This window comes from Lysobacter sp. Root604 (assembly GCF_001427505.1).
Classification (GTDB): domain Bacteria; phylum Pseudomonadota; class Gammaproteobacteria; order Xanthomonadales; family Xanthomonadaceae; genus Lysobacter.
The window spans coordinates 1,061,285-1,081,347 of record NZ_LMGS01000009.1; the positions used below are offsets into that span (position 1 = coordinate 1,061,285).

A 20,063-nucleotide genomic window follows, 5' to 3' on the forward strand; every position below is an offset into this window, starting at 1 on the left:
GGCGTCGCTGTCGGATTCTTTAGCTGTTTGCGCGGCGCGCCCTTAGGCGCTCTTGGCCAGCGCCGAACGCTGGAACGCCGAGGGCGTGCGGCCGTAGGCCTGCTTGAACGCGGCGGTGAAGTGACTGTGGCTGGAGAAACCGAGGTCCAGAGCCAGCGCCGACATATCCTGGCTGTGCGGGATCCGATCCAGCGCGCGCGCCAGGCGCAGGCGCAGGTGATAGCGGTACAGCGGCAGGCCTTCGACCTGCTGGAAGGCCTGAGTCAGATAGACCGCCGACCCACCGATCTCGGCCGCGATTTCTTCCAGCGTCCAGCGCCGGGTCAGGTCGGCGGCCAGCAGCACCTTGACCCGATCCACCAAACGGCGCCGCGCATGCGTCGCCGCGGTGATGTGGGTGGTGCGCGGCCCCAGGCTGCGGCAGACCAGGGTCAGGGCCAGGCTCTCGGCTTCCAGCGTTTCGATGCGGCCCAGCTGCAGGTTATGCCGGAGCAGGGCGACCAGCGCCTGCGCGCGTGCATCGATGCGCAGCGATTGCAGACGGAAACCGAGCTGGTCGCGCTTTTGCAGCAGTTCGGCCGGCGCCAGTTCGCGCAGCAGCGGTTCGGACAGGGCGATCACCAGGCTGGCGTCGCCGCCGGTGACGGGGTGGCTGACCTGGTAGCCCTCGCCGGCGTTGAACAACAGGGCGTGGTTGGCGTCGGCTACCGACTGGTCCTGGCCGACGTGGCGCAGGTACAGGCCGCGATAGGGAAACACCAGATGGGTCGAGGAGGCGCACTCTTCCTGGCTGCGGTGGCGGCACTGGCCGCCGCACAGCACATCGCGCACCGCCAGGGTGCCGCTGTCGAACAATCGGGCGACTGCGAAATCCGACATCGCGTTGCTGCGGCCAGGTTCGGGCTTTCATGCCGATGATAGACAGGGCAGGCCGCGCCGGCCATGACCTGCGAGGTCATGGCGCGTCGGCGCCCGCGCGCATCTAGTCCTCGGCCAGGAACCGCGCCGGCATGCGCTCGTAGTAGGGGAACAGGGTGAAGTAGGGCCGCGCCTCGTTCAGCACGCGCGCGTAGGAGGGGCGCTGCAGCAGGCGTTCGAAGTAGGCGCCGAGCTGCGGATAGGCCTCGCCGAACGGGCTCACGATGCCGGCATAGAACAAGGCCGGCGCGGCCGCGCAGTCGGCCAGGCCGAAGCTGTCGCCGGCGGCCCAGACCCTGCCGGCCATGCGGCGTTCGACCATGCCGTAGGCGATGGCGAGACTGGCGTGGGCGTCGGCTACGCCGCACGGGTCGCGTTCGCCGTCGCCGCGCAGCCGATCCAGCACGATCTTCTGCATCGGCACGCTCACGTACAGATCGAAGAATCGGTCCCACAGGCGCGCGTCCAGGTTGGCGGCTGGATCGACGGGCAACAACGGTTGCGGCCCCGGGTAATGCCGGTCCAGGTACTCGATGATGATGCTGGTCTCGGGTACCGTCGCGTCGCGCGCTTCGTCGCGCAGCACCGGCATCTTGCCGACCGGCCACAGGTCGAGGAAGCGGGCGTGCTCGTCTGCGGCCGCGCGTTCGATCAAACGCGGCTCGAACGCGGTGCCGTTCTCGTACAGCGCGATCAGGACCTTGTGGCAGAACGAGGCCAGGGGATGCTGGTACAGCACGAGCGCCATCGCGGCTTCCTCGATCGGGGGCGGTCTTCAGGTTAGCCCCATGGCGGCCGCGACGCAGCCGTGCCCAAAGTCAGGGCGGCTCAGCCGGCCAGGGCCGCGTCTTCGACGCGCGCGTGCGGAGCCGCCGCGGTCGGCGCGCGCGCGACCTGGGTTTCCAGCACCGCCATCAGGGCTTCGCGCAGGGCCTGGGCGCGGTCGAGGTCGATGCAGTGCTCGTCGCCCATGCAATAGAAGCGGATCTGTCCGTGCAGGGAATACACCATCAGGCCCAGCGCGCGCACCGAATGCGAGTGCACGTAGAGGCGGAAGTCCTCGAGGCGGAACGGTGCGTGGTCTTCGACCAGATCGAGTTGGCCCAGGTTGGACAGGGTGATGCGGTTCCAACTGCCCTTCAGACCCAGCGCGTTGCCGAAGCGGATCAGCGCGTTCAAGCGCGCCGGCGCGGGCGGCCGGATCAGCTCGCAGAAGTGGTAGCGGCTGGGAATCTCACGGCTCTCGCGTTCGATCTGCGCCTGCATCGAGCGATGCGCGTCGCGCGCGCGCTCCCAGAAGCCGGTGCCGTTGTCCTGGCCGGTGCGGAACTTCAGGCCGCCGCCGCCGTAGAACAGGCGATCGTCGGCCAGCGCCGGCACGCGCCCGCGCCGGCCGTCCATGGGGCTTTCGATCCAGGCCGGCACCTGTTCGCGGCCCAGGGAGGTGAGCAAGGCCTCATCCAGGGCAACCAGCAGGGCGGCGTGCACCGACACGTCCTCGCGCTTGCAACGCTGGCGCAGCGCGCTGGACAGCACCGCGCCCGCACTCCATTCCAGGTGGTGCTCACGATTGCGCGGCGCCGCCATCGGCGGCAGCAGCCGCAGGGCCAGGCCGATCAGGCCGGCGACGCAGCGCCGCCGTCGCGGATGCTCGGGCCTGTAGTCGCCGACGATATCGGCGGCGGTGAGCGGCGGGTATGGCAGCAGCGGGGCGTCGTCGTGCAAGGCGCGCAAGGTCTCTCTGGCCACGATCAGCAGGCTCATGCCGTCGCAGATGCGGTGCGAGGCCGCGAACAGCAGTTCGCTGCGACCGGCGCCGCGCAGCCAGACCAGGCGCAGCTGCGGCTGGCCCTCGGCGAACGGCGTCTGCAGTTCGAGGTCGATCTCGCGGCGGGCGTCGCCGCCGCCGCGCAGCGCCAGCGCGCGCAGCGGGATCGGGCCCGCACCGTCGTCGACGTAGCGCACCGCCGCGCCTTGCGTGCGCAGGGTCGCGCGCAAGGCCGGGTGCTTGGCCTGCACGCGCGCGATCGCCTTGCGCAGGTCGGTCTCGTCGATCTCGCCCTCGATCCTCAGCGCGTAGACGATGCAGCCGTCGATCAACTGCTCGATCGTGGACAGCGGGCGGCTCACCCGGCGTCTCCCGGTGCGGATGCGGGCTTGGCGTGCTCCGCCGGATGCGCATCGCGGCTGGCGCGGGTGCAATAGGCGTGGATGCGCGGATGCAGACGTTCGAAAGTGCCCAACCGCCCGCGTCGGCCGTCCAGGTAACCGCAGGCGATGGCGGTGAGCTTGCGCAGCTTGTCCGGCTCGAACAGGGCCACGCACAGGCCCTGGTGCAGGGCCAGCGCGCCGCTCAGCCAATGCAGGCCCCAATGCGCCTTGTACAGGCGCAGGCAGTGCACCGCATTGCGCGCGCCGTAGTAGCGGCGCCAGGCGACGTGGTGGGTGGTGTAGAGCTTGCCGTGGCGGCGGATATGGCCGGTGGTCTGCTGCATGGTCACATCGGCGTTCACGTACACCGGCACGCCCTGGCTGGATGCGCGCAGGCCGTACTCGATATCGATGTACTCGATGAAGTAGTCCTCGCGGAAGGCGCCGAGCTTGCGATAGGCCGCCGCCGAGATCGCCGAGCCCGACGAGATCACGAACAGGGTCGGGAACAGGCCGTGCTCGCGTTCGGTCATGCGCACCGGCCTGGGGAAGCGCCGGCCGGGCGGAAAGGTCGGCATGCACTTGCGCAGGTTGATCTCGTACACGCGCGGCCCAAGCACGAAACTGTCGCCGCCGACCTCGGCGCTGGCCCGCATCATCGCGGTGAAGAACGAGGCCTCGATCTTGGAATCCTGATCGAGCAGGAAGATCACCTCGCAGCCGCGCGCCAGCAGCACCTCGGCGCCACGGTTGTAGGCCCCCGCCAGGCCGCCGCGATTGCGGTTGACCAGGACATCGATGCGTTCCCGATGCAGGGCCGCGTGCAGGGCCGCGTCGGGTTCGGGCGTATTGTCCACCGCGACCAGATCCGCGCAGATCTCGCGCGCGTGGCGCAGGTTGTCGACGAACTCCGCGTCGGGCTGGTAGAGCACGAAGATCAGGCCATAGCGGTTCATGCGGCGCGCACCGGTTCGGCGGAGGCGGGGGCGGGCTCGGCGCGGGGCTGCGTTTGCGGCGCGGTCAGCGCCAGCAGCAGGGCCGTCGCGCGTTCGCGGATCTCCAGCGCCTGCGCGCGCGGCAGCGACTCCTGATCGGAGGACAGCGCGAAGTCGTAGCGGCCGGCGTAGCGCGAGATCACCAGCTGATGCGCGGGCGTCGCGCCGACCACGCCGGAGATGGCGCGCACCGCGCGCAAGTGGAAGCCGCGGTAGTCCTGCGCCAGCGACAGGCGGCCGAGGTTGCTGAGGGTGAGCTGGCGGCCCGCGCGGCGCGAGCGGCCGTACACGGCCATGCGCTCGAATACCCCGTGCAGGCGTTCCAGGCCGAGGAAGTTGCGATAGACCTTGGCCGGCAGCACTTCGATCTTGCGCTGCAGGTCGGCCTGCAGGGCGCGCGCGCGCGTCCAGAATTCCTCCGGCGCGGCGGTGCCGGCGCCGGTCTTGCCGGGGCGCAGCTCGACCGTGGGCGCGATGCCGAACAGATCGTCGTCGCCTATGTTCGGCAGCAGGCTGCGCATGTCCACCGGGGCGACGAAGCGCTGGATGCGCCGCGCGCCGCAGACCGCGCGGAAGGCCAGCACGAAGGCCAGGCTGATGGCGACATAGGCGCTCACGCGCTGCGCGCGGCATTGCTCGGACAGGCGCCGGCTGGCGGCTTCGTCCAGCATCCACAGCTCGCGGTAGATCGCACCGTAGCGTTGCGCCGGGCGATCGCGTACCAACAGGCGCAAGGCCAGCGCCAGGGCGGCCGCGCGCCAGCGGATGCTGCGCTGCAGGCCGCGATCGGCGCGCACCGTGGCGGGCAACAGATCGGCGAAACCGGGCAGCGCGTCGCGGGTCTCGACCGCGCGCTCCTGTCCGTCGCAATCGCGCAGGAGTTCGCCCAGCAGGTGGGTCAGCGCACGACCGTCGCAGATCGCGTGATGGCAGATCAGCACCAGCTCGCTGCGGTGCTCGCCGCGCAACCACAACAGGCGCGCCAGCGGCTCGCGCCTGCCGTCGAAGCAGCGTTGCAGCTCGCGGTCCGACCAGGTCACCCAGTCCTCGTCGCTGCGGCGATCGATGATGCGCAGCGGGATCTGCGGCGGCGTGCGCCGCAGCTCGAACCAAGGCCGGCCCTCGCGTTCCACGATCAGGCAGCGCAGCAGGGGATGCCGCGCCTGCGCGTGGCCGAGCGCGCGCAGCAGCGCGGCCGGCTCGATCCGGCCTTCGATGCAGGCGGTGACGACGACGTTGCCCGGCAGGGTGCCGTCGCCGTACAGGGCGCGTTCGAACAAGCTCAGCGGGCGGCCCGGCGACGCGTTCATGCCACGCTCCGCAGGTGCCGCCGCTGGGGCAGTACCGGATCGGCGATCGGCTCGACCAGGCCCCAGGCGCGCAGCTGCGCCAGCGCATTGCCGATGCCGTCTTCGGCGCGCACCGTGTCGCCCAGCCGCGCGGCCGCCTGCCGCATCGTTGGCGTCTGGGTGGCGGCGATGGCGGCGGCCAGTCGCGCCGCATCCAGGCCTTTGCGCTGCACCGCCGGCGGCGCGACGCCGCGCGCGTGCAGGCAGCGCGCCCAGAACGGCTGGTCGCCGTAGAAGGGCACGACCACCGAGGGAATGCCGGCGCGCACCGCCGCCGCGGTGGTGCCGGCGCCGCCGTGGTGCACGGCCGCGCACATGTGCGGGAACAAGGCGTCGTGCGGGGCATGGCGCAGGAAATAGCAGCGCCCGTCGCGCGCGCCGTCGGCGCCGTCCAGGCCGCCCCAGCCGGTCGCGAGCACGGCGCGCAATCCGCTGCGCTCGACCGCGTCCAGCACGGTGCGGGTGAACGCGACCGCGTCGGCGTTGACCATGCTGCCGAAGCCGACGTAGATCGGCTTGTCGCCGGCGTCGAGGAAGGCTTGCAAGGCGTCGTCGGGCCGCCAGGCGGTGTTCTGCGCGAACCAATAGCCGGTGACCTGCGAGCTCTCGGGCCAGTCCGCCGGGCGCGGCAGCAGACTGGGGCTGTAGCCGTTAAGGGTTTTCTCGCGCTGGGCGTTGCGGCCCAGATGCGGGCCGTACCAGGGGTAGCGCGGCAGGCCCAGTTGCGGCCGCACGATGTCGTTGATCGCCGGCTTCATCACGTACCAGACCAGCAGGTGGATCAGGCGGTACAGCCCGAGACTGAGCGCGCCGGGCAGGCGGCCGCGGCCGCCTGCCATCACCATCGGCGGCAGCAGGCGCGACGGCGTCAGTGGCTGCAGGCGCGCGACCGCGAACGGCAGGCCGCGCGCTTCGGACATCGCCTTGGCCAACTGGATGGCATTGCTGACGCCGATCAACAGGCCGGCGCCTTCGCTGGCCGCCAGGCCTTCGGCGGTCCAGTGGCGGGCCCAATGCGCATAGCGCTCGCGGAAGGTGCGCGCCATCGCGTACAGGTTGAGTCCGCGGTCGGCGATGCTGCGGTCGGCGGCCAACATGGCCTCGAAGTCGGCGGTCAGCGGGTAGTAATCCAGGCCCGCTTCGCCCACCAGCGGGGCGAAGTTGGCGCTGGTGACGATGCGCACGGGATAGCCGGCGCGCTGCAATCCCTGGCCCAGGGCGACGCAGGGCAGCACGTCGCCTAGCGTGCCGATGGTGAAGATCGCGATCGGTCGGATGGCGCTCATGGTCGGCTCAGGCATGCGCCACCGTGCGCGGTTGCAGGCCGTCGTCGCCTGCGTTCGCGCAGGCCGCGCTGCGCGGTTGCAGCCGCTCCAGGTGTCGGCTCAGGACATGGCCGATGCGCGCGGCGGGCAGGGTGTCGAGCACGCTCTCGTGGTGGCAGTCCAAGGCGTGCAGTTCGAAGCGGCCGCCGATATAGGGCCGCCAGGTCTCGGGATCGTGTTCGATCAGCGCGGAGGGGTCGCTCAGGCGCTGGGTGGCGTGGAAGTAGACCAGGTCCAGGTCCAGGCGACGCGGCGCATGCCGGCGCGCCAGCGCCAAGTTGTTGCGCATCACCGCGAAGGCATGCTCGACGAAGCGCGGATGATCGCGCGCGATCTCGCGCAGCAGCGGCATAGAACGGGCGTTGTAGGCGAGCAGGGCCGGCGCCAGTTCGTCCAGCGTGCGCGGCGCCGGCCCGGGCCCGGGCGCGATGCCCAGGAAGTCCAGCGCCGCGCGCACTTCGTCGCCGGGCTCGCGCGCCTGCCCGGGCGCGCCGGCGGTGAACAGATAACTGTCGATCATCGCCAGCAGTTCCACGCGCTCGCTCTGTTCGCTCATCTGCGCGGCGATGGCGTGGCCGATCAGGCCGCCCAGCGAGCGGCCGAGCAGGCGATACGGTCCCTCGGGTTGGATGCGGCGGATCTGGGCGAGGTAGTCGGCGGCGATCTCGTCGATGCTGTCCGGCAGGCGATCCATGCCGCGCAAGCCGCGCGCCTGCAGGCCGTACACCGGCATCGCCGGGTCCAGATGCCGCAGCAGGCCGGAGTAGCCCAGGCTGAGGCCGGCGATGGGATGGATGCAGAACAGCGGGCGCGGGGCCGCGCTGGGCGTGGTCGCGCGGCGCAGCGACAGCACCACGCCCAGTGGGTCGCCGTGCTCGTGGTCGGTGTGTTCCAGCAGCGCGGCCAGGCCGGCGATGGTCGAGGCTTCGAACAAACTGGCGACAGGCAGACGCTTGCCGAAGCGCTCGGGCAGGCGCGCGATCAGTTGCGCGGCGATCAGCGAGTCGCCGCCGAGTTCGAAGAAGTTGTCGTGGACGCCGACGCGCGTCAGCCCCAGCAGCTCCTTCCAGATCGCCGCGAGCTTGCGCTCCACCGGCGTGCGCGGCGCCACGAAGCCGTTGCGTTCGCCGCGTTCCGGCGCGGGCAGGGCCTTGCGGTCGAGTTTGCCGCTGGGCGTCAGCGGCAGCGCCGGCAGGCTCACCAGCGCGCTGGGAATCATGTAGTCGGGCAGTCGCTCGGCCAGATGCCGGCGCAGCGCGTCGATGCGGATGGTCTCGCCCGCGGCCGGCACCAGATACGCGGTCAGACGCAGGCCGCCTTCGCTGCCGGCGGGCTCGGCGATCACCGCGGCCTCGCCGACCGTGGCATGCCGCATCAGCTGGCTTTCGATTTCGCCCGGCTCGACCCGGATCCCGCGAATCTTGACCTGCTGATCGCTGCGGCCCAGGTACTCCAGCACGCCGTCCTCGCGCCAGCGCACGCGGTCGCCGCTGCGGTACATGCGCCCGCCGTCGGGGTCGAAAGGGTCGGGCAGGAATCGCTGAGCGGTCAACTCGGGCCGATTGAGGTAACCCAGGGCGACGCCGGCGCCGCCGATGTACAGCTCGCCCGGACAACCGCTGGGCGCCAGTCCGCCGCTGTCGTCGAGCACGTACACGCGGGTGTTGCGGATCGGGCGGCCGATCGGCGGCGCGGCCAGGTCGGCGGCCGACAATTCGATCGCGGTGGAGTAGACGCTGGTCTCGGTCGGACCGTAGAGATTGCTGACCCGATCCGCCAACGCCGCCAACCGCTGCGCCAGTTCGGCCGACAGCGCTTCGCCGGCGGCCAGCGCATGCACGCCGCTCAGATCGGTGTCGCCGCTGGACAGCAGCATGCGCCACAGCGAGGGCGTGGCCTGCATATAGCCGATGCCGTGCTCGCGGATCAGGCCGGCCAGGCGCGCGGGATCGCGCACGATGTCGGCGCCGGCGATCACGGTGCGCGCGCCCACGATCAGGGGCAGGAACAGTTCCAGCGCGGCGACGTCGAAGATCACGGTGCTGACCGCGAGGAAGCGATCGGCGGCCAAGGGCGCGAGGCGGCGGCGCATGGCCTCCAGCAGATTGCTCAGATTGGCGTGACTGACCTCCACGCCCTTGGGCAGGCCGGTGGAGCCGGAGGTGTAGAGCACGTAGGCGCGCGACCGCAGCGTGGACAGGTCGAACGCACGTGGTGTCGCGAGCGACGGCGCGAGTTCGGCCGGCGCCAACGTCGCCAGCGGCGTGGACAGCCGCGCCAGCCGCGGCGCCAGTTCCGCCGAGGTCAGCAACAACACCGGCCGCGCATCGTCCAGCATGTTCGCCAGACGTTCCTCCGGCGCTTCCGGGTCCAGCGGCAGATAGGCCGCGCCGGCGAAGCCGATCGCGAGCATCGCCACCAACAGGTTCTCGTCGCGCGGCAGCGCCATCGCCACGATCTGGCCGGGCGCGACGCCGCGCTCGATCAGGCGGTTGGCCTCGTGCAGGCTACGCACGTGCAGTTCGCGATAGCTCAGGCGCCGCTCGCCGTGGCATACGGCCACCGCCTCCGGGCTGCGCCAGGCCTGCTCGGCGAACAGGGCCGGCAGGGTCGCGGTGGGCAAGGGCGCGGCGGTGTCGTTCCAGTGCCGCAGCAGACGCTCGCGTTCTTCCTCGCCGATGACATCGATCGCGCACAACGCGGCGGCGGGATCGCTCAGGGCGGCGTCGATCAGGCGCTGCAGGCGACGGCGGTGTTGGTCCAGTTCGGCGTCGCCGTACAGCGAGGGATTGGCGTCGAAGTCGAAGCGCAAGCCGCCATCGTCGCCGCGGTCGTAGACGAAGACGGTGAGGTCCTCGGCCGAGCCGTTGGAAAGATTGCGCGGCACGCCGGTGGCGCCACCGAAATCCAGCGCGTAGTCGAAGGGTTCGATGTTCACGCCCAGCCAGGCCACGCGCTGGCCCTGGCCGATCAGGCCCAGCTCGCGGCGCAGGTCTTCGTAGCGATAGCGCTGATGGCGCAGCGCCTGCGCGACCACGCGCGCGACCTGCGCGATCAGCTCGCCTATGCTCTGTTGCGGCCGCATGCGCAGGCGCAGCAGCACCGCATTGGCGAGCATGCCCGGGGTATGCCGCAGCTGATGGTTGACCCGGCCGCTGACCGGCATGCCCAGCACCAGATCGGCGGCGCCGGTGGCGCGAAAGTAGTAGGCGGCGATCAGGGCGATCAACACCTGCGGCAGGCTTGCCGCGTGTTGTTTGCCGAGCGCGCGCAAACGCCGGGTGCGCTCGCTGTCGAGGTAGCCGGTGCTGCGCCGCAGGCCGCCGTCGCCGCGCACCTGCCGTCGCGACAGCGTCACCGGTTCCGGTAGATCGGCCAACTGCTCGTGCCAGTACTCGCGGTCTCGGCGGCAACGGTCGGATGCGCGGTAGCTCTCCTCCGATTCCAGCAGCGAGGCCAGCGAATGGAAGCCGCTGGCGTCCGGTTCGCGATTGAGCGCATAGGCGGAGTAGACCTCGGCCACGCGGCGCGCGATCAGGCCGCCCGCGTAGCCGTCCAGCACGATGTGGTGCGCGCGGTGGTACCAGACGTGGCGGTCGTGGGCGATCTTGAACAAGGCGCACACCCACAAGGGACGATCGTCCACCTCGGTTTGCGTGCTCAGCTCGTGCGCCATCCAGGCCTCGGCCGCCGCGGTCGCGGTGTCGGGATCGCTCAGTTCGGAATAATCGAAGTACGGAAACGCATCGATGCGCGTGCCGACCACGCATTGACGCGGTACGCCATCGACGTCGATCAGACGCAGGCGCACCGCCTCGGCTTCCGACGAGACCTGGCGCAAGGCGCGCAGGAACAGGCCGGGATCGATCCAGCCGTGGATTTCGATCGCCTCGGCGAGATTGAAATTGGCGCCAGGCCCGGCGATTTTCTGGCTGAACCACAATCCGAGCTGGGCCACGGACAGCGGCAACGAGACTGCACGCGCATCGTTCATCGCACTGCTCCTTGTGCGCATCGCCGGAGTGGCCGCGGCTGCCTGCCGCCTCCGGTGCGATGGTGTCGTCCAGACGTGTCGGTGATGAGTTCAAGTCCGAACTCAAGCTCAGGTTGCCATCACCGTGAAATTGGAACTGTGAAGTCGATTGTGGATTCGTTGTGTACTGCAACAACGTCACGCCGTCGTGACGCGCGCCTCGTGAGGGGAATCACTCAGTGCGCGTGCGAGATGCTCCGCGACCGGCTTGAGAATCGGCGAGCGCGTCGCGAGTTCGGCGCCTGGTCGCGCGCGAACGCTTTAGAAAGCCTCGAAGTCGATCGGACGGGCGCAGGCGCCGGTCGAGGATCGCCGCGCGCAATCACTGGTGCAATTGGCCCAGGCGTCCGCCGCTGCCGTCCAGGTCGATCCGGAACTCGAAACCTCGTTCCACTGAGCTCACCAAGACTGGATCGTAGAAGGAACCAGTGCCAGCCTAAGCTGGGTCGGTGCAGGCCACCCAGCGCCCGCGCCCCCGACCACCGCGCCGCGACAGGCGCCCTGCGAGCGTATGAGATGACGACGACGATGGAATGGCGACTGGACCTCGAAGGTATCGATTGGGAACGGCTGTCCGAGCTCTACCGGATCGCGCCGCTGGGCGATAAGCCCGCGGCCGATCTGGCGGTGGTGTTCGGCAACAGCCGCTATGTGTGCTTCGTCTACGACGGCGAGCGCCTGGTCGGCGCCGGCCGCGCCCTCGCCGACGGTCTGGACTGCTCCTATCTGTGCGACATCGCCGTGCATCCGGACTATCAGGGCGGCGGCCTGGGCAAGGCGATCATCGAGCGCCTGAAGACGCTGTCGGCCGGCCATCGCAAGATCATCCTCTACGCCAACCCGGGCAAGGAAGGCTTCTATCGCAAGCTCGGCTTCCTGCGCATGCGCACGGCGATGGCGATTTTCCTCAACCGCGAGCGCGCGCTGGAGACCGGGCTGGTGACGGAGGACTGAGCGGCGCGGGCGAAAAAAGTTTCGTCGGGCATGTCGATTCGCGCCACCGCGGTTCGTCGTTCCAGTGAGAGCAAAGACTCGGCGCCATTCCGGCGCCGGACCTCACCGGAGACCGACCATGAAACTGCTCGACCTGGCCCTGTGGGCCTGTACCGCCATCGCCTTGGCGCTGCCCGCCGCCGTATCCGCGGCCGAAACCCGTCCCGCGGCCAAGATCAGCGCCGCCGTCACCAAGGGCCGTCAGAAGATCGATGGCATCGATTACTACTACGAGATTCACGGCAAGGGCGAGCCCTTGCTGCTGTTGCACGGCGGCCTGGGCTCGACCGATATGTTCGGCGCCGTGCTGCCGCAGCTGGCCGCGCACCGTCAGGTGATCGCGGTCGACTATCAGGGCCATGGCCGCACGCCGCTGGGCGATCGGCCCTTCAGTTGTCAGGCCAACGCCGACGACATGGCCGCGCTGGTCGCCAAGCTCGGCCACCCGCAGGTCGATGTGCTGGGCTATTCGCTGGGCGGCTGCGTGGCGCTGCGCATGGCGATCCAGAAGCCGGCCAGCGTGCGACGCCTGGCCCTGGTGTCGGCGGCCTACTCCGACGAGGGTTTCTATCCCGGCATCCGCGCGCAGCAGAACGGCCTGACCGCCGCGGCGGCACCGATGATGAAGGACACGCCGATGTACCAAAGTTACGCCGCGGTCGCGCCGAACGTCGACGAGTTCCCGCGCCTGCTCGACACCCTGGGCGACTTCATGCGCGCTCACTTCGACTGGTCGGCCGAGGTAAAGCAGCTGAAGCTGCCGGTGATGCTGGTCTACGGCGACGGCGACATGTACCGCCCGGAGTACATGGTCAAGTTCTACCAACTGCTGGGCGGCGGCCTGCAGGATGCCGGTTGGGGCCGCGAGACCTTGTCCCAGAACCGTCTCGCGATCCTGCCCGACCTGACCCACTACGACATCTTCGCCTCGCCGCGCCTGGCGACCACGGTGCTGCCGTTCCTGGATGGCACCAAGGATGTCAAAAGCTGGGCGGAGCAGGTCGAAGCTGCGCACTGAGTCTTGCGGTTTGCTCCGACTGGGGCCTCTGGGCTCGCCTCGCCCGGGCGGGTTACCCTGGCCGTTCTGCCGGAGGCCCCATGCTGGATCGACTGAGAGCTTGGTTTCGCGCTGCGCCCGAGTCCGCGGCGCACGCGCCGCCCGCCGCGTCCGCACCCCCGCAGGTGACCATGCATTGGCTGGCCGACACACGCCAGCCGGTGCCGGATTGGGAGCGCATCGCGGTAGCGGAGGACGGCCTCTGGTCGGAGTCCGAACGCGACGCCTTCTGGACCGCGGCGGCGGATAACTGGTTGCGCGAGCTTGCGGCAGCGCTGGGCCCCGACGTTTACCGCGTGCATACGTCTGAGCGATTCCTGCTGCTGGCGGGGTTGCCGGACGGCGACGCGCGAAAGTTCCTGTCGTTTTGCGAGCACGCACGGCGTCGGATCATGGGCAATCTGGGGACGCTGGCCCATCCGGTGGGTGGCGGGAAGCATGTCTGCCTGGTGTTCGCCGATCAGGACGCGTATTACGACTACATCGATCACTACTACCCCGACGACGGTGGCGTGTACGCCATGTCTTCAGGAGTATTCATCCAGGCGGGCTACGGGCACTTCGCGCTGTCGGCGTTCGATATGGACGCGATGCGGCCGGTCATCGCGCACGAACTGACTCACGCTTTGCTGTCGCATCTGCCGATACCGGCCTGGCTCAACGAGGGCATGGCGGTCAACACGGAGCATGCATTGTTTCCGAGCCTGGCCGATCCGCGCGCATCGGGTTACTCGCTGGAGGAGATCGCGCACAAGCACCGAGTGTTCTGGGATCGTGAGCGCATCCAGGAATTCTGGGCCGGTACCTCGTTCCTGCGCAGCGACGACGGCAATAGCTTGTCCTACGATCTGGCCAAGAAAATGACCCTGCTGATCGCTCGCGATCACGACTCCTTCATCCGCTTCGCGCTGTCTGCGCATCTGGACGACGGCGGCGCCGCAGCGGCGATCGCGGAACTGGGCTACCCGGTCGAAAATCTGGCGCTGGCCATCCTTGGCGAGGGCGATTGGACGCCTACGCCGGAGCTTTGGCGGGACATTCAAAGCGGGCGGTCCTAGCGGGACCGGCTTCCGGTGGCGCCGACGGCCCGCGTCCCGGCCCCCGCTGCTGTATCGTTCCGCCTTCACCGCTCCGATCGCAGATGGCCGAATGACGCCCGAATCCACGACCGCCCGCCCCGCCGAACCGCAGCTGGGCTACGCGATGAAACCGCGTCAGTTGGTGATGATGGGCCTGGGCAGCGCGATCGGCGCCGGGCTGTTCCTGGGGTCGGGCGTGGGTATCCAGGCGGCCGGTCCGGCGGTGCTGCTGTCCTACCTGATCGCCGGCGTGCTGGTGATCATCGTGATGCGCGCGTTGGGCGAGATGGCCGCGGCCAAGCCGGCCAGCGGCGCCTTCTCGGTCTACGCCGCCGACGCCATGGGCGCCACCGCCGGCGCCACCCTGGGCTGGTTGTGGTGGGCGCAGCTGGTGATCGTGATCGCGGCCGAGTCGGTGGGCGCGGCGGGTCTGCTCGCGACGGTCTGGCCGGGGCTGCCGGTGGCGATGATGTCGCTGTTGTTCATGGTGGTGTTCACCGGCATCAACCTGCTGGGCGTCAAGAATTTCGGCGCCTTCGAATTCTGGTTCGCGATCCTCAAGGTCGCCGCCATCCTGGCCTTCATCGCGGTCGGCGCGGCGCTGCTGCTGGGCTGGTTGCCGGAGGTGAAGTCGCCGGGGCTGTCGAACTTCGTCGATCACGGCGGCTTCGCGCCCAAGGGCTGGGCCGGCGTGGGCGCGGCGCTGCTGGTGGTGATCTTCGCCTTCGGCGGCACCGAGATCGTCGCGGTCGCGGCCGCCGAGACCCAGGACCCGGTGCGCAGCATCACCCGCGCGATCCGCACCGTGGCCTGGCGCATCCTGGTGTTCTACATCGGCTCGGTCAGCGTCATCATCGCGGTGGTGCCCTGGACCAGCGAGTCGCTGAAGTCGCCGTTCGCGGCGGTGCTGCAGGTCGCCAACATCCCGGGCGCGGCCGCCGCGATCACCCTGGTCGCCGTGATCGCGCTGCTGTCGGCGCTCAACGCCAACCTCTACGGCGCCTCGCGCATGATCTATTCGCTGGCCGAACGCCGCGAAGCGCCGCGCTTCCTGGCCGCCGTCGACCGCCGCCAGGTGCCGGTGGCCGCGGTGCTGGCCAGCGTCGCGTTCGGCTTCTTCGCCGCGCTGCTGGAACTTTGGTATCCCGAGCGTGTGCTGCCGGCGCTGCTGAACGTGGTCGGCTCGACCTGCCTGCTGGTCTGGGGCATGTCGCTGGTCTCGCAGCTGATCCTGCGCCGTCGCGCCGACCGCCTGGGCACGCCGCTGCCGTTCCGCATGAACGCCTTTCCCTACCTGACCTGGCTGGGCCTGGCGATGCTGGGCGGTGTGATCGCGCTGGCCCTGCTCACCGAGGGCCCGCGCATGCAGCTGCTGTCGACGATCGCGCTGACCCTGGGTATCGCCGCGATCAGCGAGATCGCGCGGCGGATGCGCGGGTAACGCCGCCAGAGAGGACCCCGGCGACGCTGGTGGGCCGTGGTGCGAGTGCGCTTGCGCTCATCACGCGCCCGCTCGCCGTGGAGCGGGCGCGCAGCGGCCTCAGTACTGCACCAGCACGTCTTCCCAATGCCGATCGGGCGCCGATACGGTCGAAGCGTAGGTGCGGGTATAGCTGCCGTCCCAGGGGTCGTTGAAGTACACGTAGCTGCCCGAATACCCCTTCACCACCACGTCGTGGCCGCCGCCGTTGCTCCAGCGCCAGGACATGATGAAGGGCTTGTTGGCATTGATGCGGTACTGCAGATCGGCCTGGCTCAGGTAGCCGTTCTGCTGATAGAAGCGCATCCCGCCCCAGTAGTAGTTCATGTGGTCGTCGACGTAGTAGTTCCAGTTGCCCTGATTGGCGGGGCTGTTCCAGTAAAAGGTGCTGTTGCCGCAGGCGTAGTTGATGTTGAACGCCTTGTTGACGAAGGTGCACTGCGCCAAAGGCCTGCCGTGATACTGCAGGATCATCGTGGCCGAGGCGGCCCAGCACCAGTTGCTGTGTTCCTGCATGTGCAGAGGAACATTGAGCACGCCGGCCGATGCGGTGCCGACGGCGCTCAGCGCCAGCAGCAGGGCAGTGGAGAGTTTGTTCTTGAGGTTCATGGCTTTCTCCGAAAGTAGTGGGTCACTGCCTGCCGCGCTGCAGGTTGCCCTGCACGGCGGATTGCAACGAGGGCAGCAGTTCCTCGCTGGTCAAGGTCGCGCTTTTCGCCGCCGCGTCGGAGAGCGACAGCGAGCGCCGCGCCGACCGCAGCGGCACGTAATGCGCGGTGTTGTTGGCGCCGCGCACTTCGATCAGATCGGAGGTGGCCTGATAGATGCGCACGAAGCGGAACGCGCCGGCCCCGGTTGCCGGCGCGGATGCGGCGAGATCCTCGGCCAGCTTCGATGAGCCAGCGCCGATCGCTTGCCAACGGCCCTGGACCTTGTTCATGTCCAGCAGGCCCACCGGCCGGCCATCGGATAGGAGCATGAACTTCCAGGTATCGGTGCCGCGCGTCATGCGGCTCAGATCGGCCGTCTGCTTGGCGAACATCAGCGGCGCCGGGTCGATCGTGTTCACCTCGAAGCCGGCACCCAGCGACACCTTGCGAAGCTCGCCGAAGGTCGCTACCGCGATCGGAAAGTCCGCCGGAACGCGCGCGTTGGCCGCCTGCCCGCGCGCCAACTCCGACATCATCGTGCGCAGACCCTGTTCGGCCGCTACGCGCAGCGTCGTATTCGATTGATCGCGCAACGCGATCCTTCCCTCGGCGGCCGGCGACTGCGCCGCGGCAGAGAAGGTGGCGGCGGCCGCGATCAGGCCTAGGGCGATCGCGCGCGAGATGACTGCGTTTCTGATGTGCCTGGTTTTCATCAATGAATCTCCAAAATGGTGTCGTTGATGTGCGCATATGCGATGGAATTGTTCAGGCGTAATCGCGGGGATAAGCGGGCGTCCTGTCGATGCCATCGTATGGAGCTACCCGATAGCGACGCGCGATCCGCCAGCCATCGCCGATTTCCGCAGCGCATCACGCGAATTCGTGATCGCTGCCTGTGTTTTGAGCGCTTGCGGCTTGCGAATTCGGAGCTCGAAAACGCGGCCGGTGATATAGCGTGAGTCGCACGCGATGGACGACGTGCGCGCCGCGGCAACCGCCGCACCTGGAGCCGCCGTGATCGAGCGACCTGAACGGACCGAGCCGACGCTTGCGGGCATAGGGGAAATCACCGTGCTGCTGGGGCGCGCGCGCGGCGGCGACGATGCCGCCTGGGATCGCGTGGTGCATCTGCTGTATGCGGATCTGAAACGCCTGGCGCGGCGCGCCAGCGCCGGGGCCGCCGCGCAGGAGGTGACCGCGCTGGTGCACGACTGCTACCTGCGTCTGGACCGTTCGGGCGCCGACCATATCGAGAGCCGTGCCCACTTCCTGTCGCTGGCCTCGATGGTCATGCGTCAGCTGTTGATCAACCACGCGCGCGATCACCTCGCCCAGAAGCGCGGAGGCGATCACGCCCACACCACCCTGGGCAAGGCCGATCTGGATATCGCGCAAGCGGTCTACTCCGAGGCCGAAGAACTGCTGGCGATCGACGCCGCGCTCAAGCGATTGGGCGAAACCGATGCCCGACTGGTGCGGGTGGTGGAATGCCGGCTGTTCGGCGGGCTGAGCGAGGAGGAGACCGCGACGGCAATGGATCTGCCGCTACGGTCGGCGCAGCGGCTATGGCAGCGCGCGCGTGCGCGCCTGCGCGATCTGGCCGACGAGACGGGCTGAGCGTCCCCGCATGGCGCTGCGCGACCGCCTGCTCGAACCGCAAGGGATCCTGCGCGGCGCGCTGTTCCAGGACCTGCTGCGCACCCGGCTCGCCGACCGTGCGCTGATGGCGGGCGCGCGCGTGGGCGCCTGGCGGATCGTGCGCGAGTTGGGGCGCGGCGGCATGGGGCAGGTCTATCTGGCCGAGCGCTGCGAAGGCGACTTCGAACAGACGGTCGCGCTGAAATGGTTGCCGGACGCGGCCCAGTCGCCGACCGGCGAAGCCTTGTTCCGCCGCGAACGCCAGGTGCTCGCCGGGCTGTCGCATCCCAATATCGCCCGCCTCGTCGATGGCGGGCACACCGACGACGGACATCCGTGGTTCGCGATGGAATACGTGGAAGGGCTGCCCATCGATCGGCATGCGCAGGCCAACGCGCTGAGCGCGCGCGCGCGTGGCCTTGTTGCTGCCGGTGCTGCGGGCGCTCGAGTTCGCCCACAGTCGGCTGGTGATCCACCGCGACATCAAACCCGGCAACGTCCTGGTCGACCCGCAAGGGCAGGCGAAGTTGCTGGATTTCGGGATCGCCGGCCTGGCTCAGGACGAGGAGCAGGCCGCCGCGTTCACACCGGGCTACGCCAGCCCCGAGCAGCGCGCCATGCAACACGTCGGCACGCCGTCCGACGTCTGGCAGCTCGGTCGTCTGCTGGACGCGGTACTGCGGGCGGGCAACCTGCGCGAACCGGGCCAGGACCTGCTGGCCGTGATCGGCATGGCCACCCAGGACGATCCCGCGCGGCGCTACCCCACCGTCACCGCATTGAAGTACGACTTGATCCGATACCTGGAACTCAAGCCGGTCGCGGCGCGGCAAGCCGGCTATCTGTACCGCCTGGGCCGGACGGTCCGCCGCCATCCCCTCGGTACGATCGGCATCGCCCTGGCGACCTTGGCCGCGACCGCGCTGGTGACGGGGTTTGTGGTCTATGCGGCGCAGGAGCGGTCGCGGCTACGGCTGGCGCGCGACGAAACCGTCGCGGTCAACGATTTCCTGAGCGAGAACATCCTGGCCGCCAGCGATCCCTTCGAAGGGCGCGACCACGACAAGTCCATCGCCGATACGCTGGAGGAGGGCATCGCAGCGGCCGAATCGCGTTTTCGCGAGCACCCCGGTACCGCTGGCCGCATCCTCGTCGCGCTCGGCAAGGGGCTGATCTCGCGGGGGCGTTACGCTGCGGCCGAGCGCGCCGCCGATCGCGCCATCGTGCTGTTGAGCGGAGCGGATAGGGCGAGCACGAGGGCGGTCGCGGATGCGCGTCTGCTGCGCGCGACCGTGGACATGCACCGCGGCTATCCGGATCGTGCGCAAGCGCGCCTGGATGAACTGCAGACCGCGTTCCCCTACCGAGTCGATGCGCCATCCTCGATGGAATGGCGCATTCAAGCGGCGCGCGGATGGAATGCGATGCTGCGCAATCGCTATGCCGAATGCATCGCTACCTATACCGGCATCCTGGAGCGTCCGGGCGCCGTAGGCGGGAGCGAGCTCGGCGATGCCTACAGCAGTCTCAGCGTCTGCCAGACGGCGGCCGGATACCCCGCGCAGGCCCTGCTCAGCGGCGAGCGGGCCGCAGGCCTGACCAGCGCTGCCAGCGGCCCGCGCAGCGGCAATGCCGTCATCGCGCGCATCCGCATTGCCGTGGCCCTGGGCGAGCTAGGCCGGCATCGCGAATCCACCCAGCGCTTCCAGCGCGAGGTGGAGACCCTCATCGATCTGCTGGGGGAGCAGCACGGCGTCACCGCCGCCTACATGGATCACCTGGCGGTGCTCTATCTGTGCGGCAACGACCCTGTGCCTGCCGAGGTATGGGCGGCGCGCAGTCTGAGCGCTCGCAAAATCGCGTTCGGTCCGCGGCATACCTGGAGCATCGGCACCCAAGCCGTGTACGCGATCGCCTTGCTGCGCAGCGGCGAGATCGAGCGCGCGCGACCGGTTGTCGCCGAGATCGAACAACTGCAGAGGCTGGCCGATGACCCCGGGTCGCGAGTGTGGGTCTACCGCGCGCTCGGCGAGTGGTATCTGCGAACGCGCGAGTTCGACAAGGCGATCGCCTATTACCGCGCGACGCGGCGGCTGGCCGCGCAGCCCGGGATGGAGGCGCGCTGGAACCTGCATGTCGTCGACGGGGCCCTGGCGCTCGCGCTGTCGCAGGCGGGCCGCATCGACGAAGCGCGCGCGGCCTATGCGAGGTACGACGCCAGCACCCGCTACGCCAATCGCTGCGTCAGCACGCTGAGCCGCGACGTGGATCTGGGCCGGGCGCAATTGCTGCCGCATGCTTCGGATCGCGCCAAGGCGTCGACCGTGGTGGCTTCGATGCGGCGTCGGTCCGGGCGCGGCTTATAGGTCCAGCGGTTCGGGTCGCGCGGTGGCGT

General features: G+C 69.3%; 15 protein-coding genes. 6 read left to right on the forward strand and 9 right to left on the reverse strand.

The window, feature by feature from the left end:
- Window positions 1–42 precede the first annotated feature (42 nt).
- From ASD69_RS12935 to ASD69_RS12965, 7 genes are all read right to left on the reverse strand, one after another.
- The gene (locus ASD69_RS12935; RefSeq protein ID WP_056178480.1) at window positions 43–879 is read right to left on the reverse strand and encodes an AraC family transcriptional regulator; all 837 of its coding nucleotides are present in this window, start codon (window positions 877–879) and stop codon (window positions 43–45) included.
- Window positions 880–982: 103 nt separating this feature from the next.
- Window positions 983–1,666, reverse strand: coding sequence for a glutathione S-transferase family protein (locus ASD69_RS12940; protein WP_056178483.1), 684 nt, complete (start codon window positions 1,664–1,666; stop codon window positions 983–985).
- A gap of 80 nt (window positions 1,667–1,746) precedes the next feature.
- Window positions 1,747–3,048: a condensation domain-containing protein gene (locus ASD69_RS12945; RefSeq protein WP_056178486.1), complete on the reverse strand. Its 1,302-nt coding sequence runs from the start codon at window positions 3,046–3,048 to the stop codon at window positions 1,747–1,749.
- Window positions 3,045–4,025 (reverse strand): glycosyltransferase, encoded by a 981-nt coding sequence (locus ASD69_RS22250; RefSeq protein WP_056178490.1) that lies wholly within the window; start codon window positions 4,023–4,025, stop codon window positions 3,045–3,047. Before ASD69_RS22250 ends, ASD69_RS12945 begins: the two co-directional genes overlap by 4 nt.
- On the reverse strand, window positions 4,022–5,374 hold the full coding sequence (locus tag ASD69_RS12955) for a condensation domain-containing protein (RefSeq protein WP_056178493.1): 1,353 nt from the start codon (window positions 5,372–5,374) through the stop codon (window positions 4,022–4,024). Before ASD69_RS12955 ends, ASD69_RS22250 begins: the two co-directional genes overlap by 4 nt.
- Window positions 5,371–6,699 (reverse strand): glycosyltransferase, encoded by a 1,329-nt coding sequence (locus ASD69_RS12960; RefSeq protein ID WP_235567208.1) that lies wholly within the window; start codon window positions 6,697–6,699, stop codon window positions 5,371–5,373. The genes ASD69_RS12955 and ASD69_RS12960 overlap by 4 nt, the downstream gene beginning before the upstream one ends.
- A 7-nt stretch (window positions 6,700–6,706) precedes the next feature.
- The gene (locus ASD69_RS12965) at window positions 6,707–10,732 is read right to left on the reverse strand and encodes a non-ribosomal peptide synthetase (protein WP_056178499.1); all 4,026 of its coding nucleotides are present in this window, start codon (window positions 10,730–10,732) and stop codon (window positions 6,707–6,709) included.
- A 555-nt stretch (window positions 10,733–11,287) separates the two neighbouring features.
- On the opposite strand from ASD69_RS12965, the gene ASD69_RS12970 reads away from it, so the two are divergent.
- From ASD69_RS12970 to ASD69_RS12985, 4 genes are all read left to right on the forward strand, one after another.
- Window positions 11,288–11,725 carry a GNAT family N-acetyltransferase gene (locus ASD69_RS12970; RefSeq protein WP_056178501.1) on the forward strand — a complete coding sequence of 146 codons (438 nt, stop codon included), beginning with the start codon at window positions 11,288–11,290 and terminating at the stop codon, window positions 11,723–11,725.
- A gap of 118 nt (window positions 11,726–11,843) precedes the next feature.
- Window positions 11,844–12,782, forward strand: a complete 939-nt coding sequence (locus tag ASD69_RS12975; protein ID WP_056178505.1) for an alpha/beta hydrolase — start codon at window positions 11,844–11,846, stop codon at window positions 12,780–12,782.
- Between the two features lie 80 nt (window positions 12,783–12,862).
- A complete protein-coding gene (locus tag ASD69_RS12980) occupies window positions 12,863–13,879 on the forward strand; it encodes a hypothetical protein (RefSeq protein ID WP_157499186.1) in 1,017 nt (338 codons plus the stop codon).
- 91 nt (window positions 13,880–13,970) lie between these two features.
- Window positions 13,971–15,341 carry an amino acid permease gene (locus ASD69_RS12985; RefSeq protein ID WP_056178509.1) on the forward strand — a complete coding sequence of 457 codons (1,371 nt, stop codon included), beginning with the start codon at window positions 13,971–13,973 and terminating at the stop codon, window positions 15,339–15,341.
- A 99-nt stretch (window positions 15,342–15,440) separates the two neighbouring features.
- Here the strand turns inward: ASD69_RS12985 and ASD69_RS12990 are convergent, their stop codons facing one another.
- Together ASD69_RS12990 and ASD69_RS12995 are read right to left on the reverse strand one after the other, a co-directional pair.
- Window positions 15,441–15,989, reverse strand: coding sequence for a C39 family peptidase (locus tag ASD69_RS12990; RefSeq protein WP_056178512.1), 549 nt, complete (start codon window positions 15,987–15,989; stop codon window positions 15,441–15,443).
- Window positions 15,990–16,011: 22 nt separating this feature from the next.
- Complete coding sequence (locus tag ASD69_RS12995) at window positions 16,012–16,839, reverse strand: hypothetical protein (RefSeq protein ID WP_157499187.1); 828 nt, start codon at window positions 16,837–16,839, stop codon at window positions 16,012–16,014.
- A gap of 205 nt (window positions 16,840–17,044) precedes the next feature.
- Here ASD69_RS12995 and ASD69_RS13000 point away from each other — a divergent pair, with 205 nt between their 5' ends.
- Window positions 17,045–17,647, forward strand: coding sequence for an ECF-type sigma factor (locus tag ASD69_RS13000; RefSeq protein ID WP_162250653.1), 603 nt, complete (start codon window positions 17,045–17,047; stop codon window positions 17,645–17,647).
- 452 nt (window positions 17,648–18,099) lie between these two features.
- A complete protein-coding gene (locus tag ASD69_RS13005) occupies window positions 18,100–20,034 on the forward strand; it encodes a tetratricopeptide repeat-containing protein kinase family protein (RefSeq protein ID WP_255357236.1) in 1,935 nt (644 codons plus the stop codon).
- The last annotated feature ends 29 nt before the right edge of the window (window positions 20,035–20,063 follow it).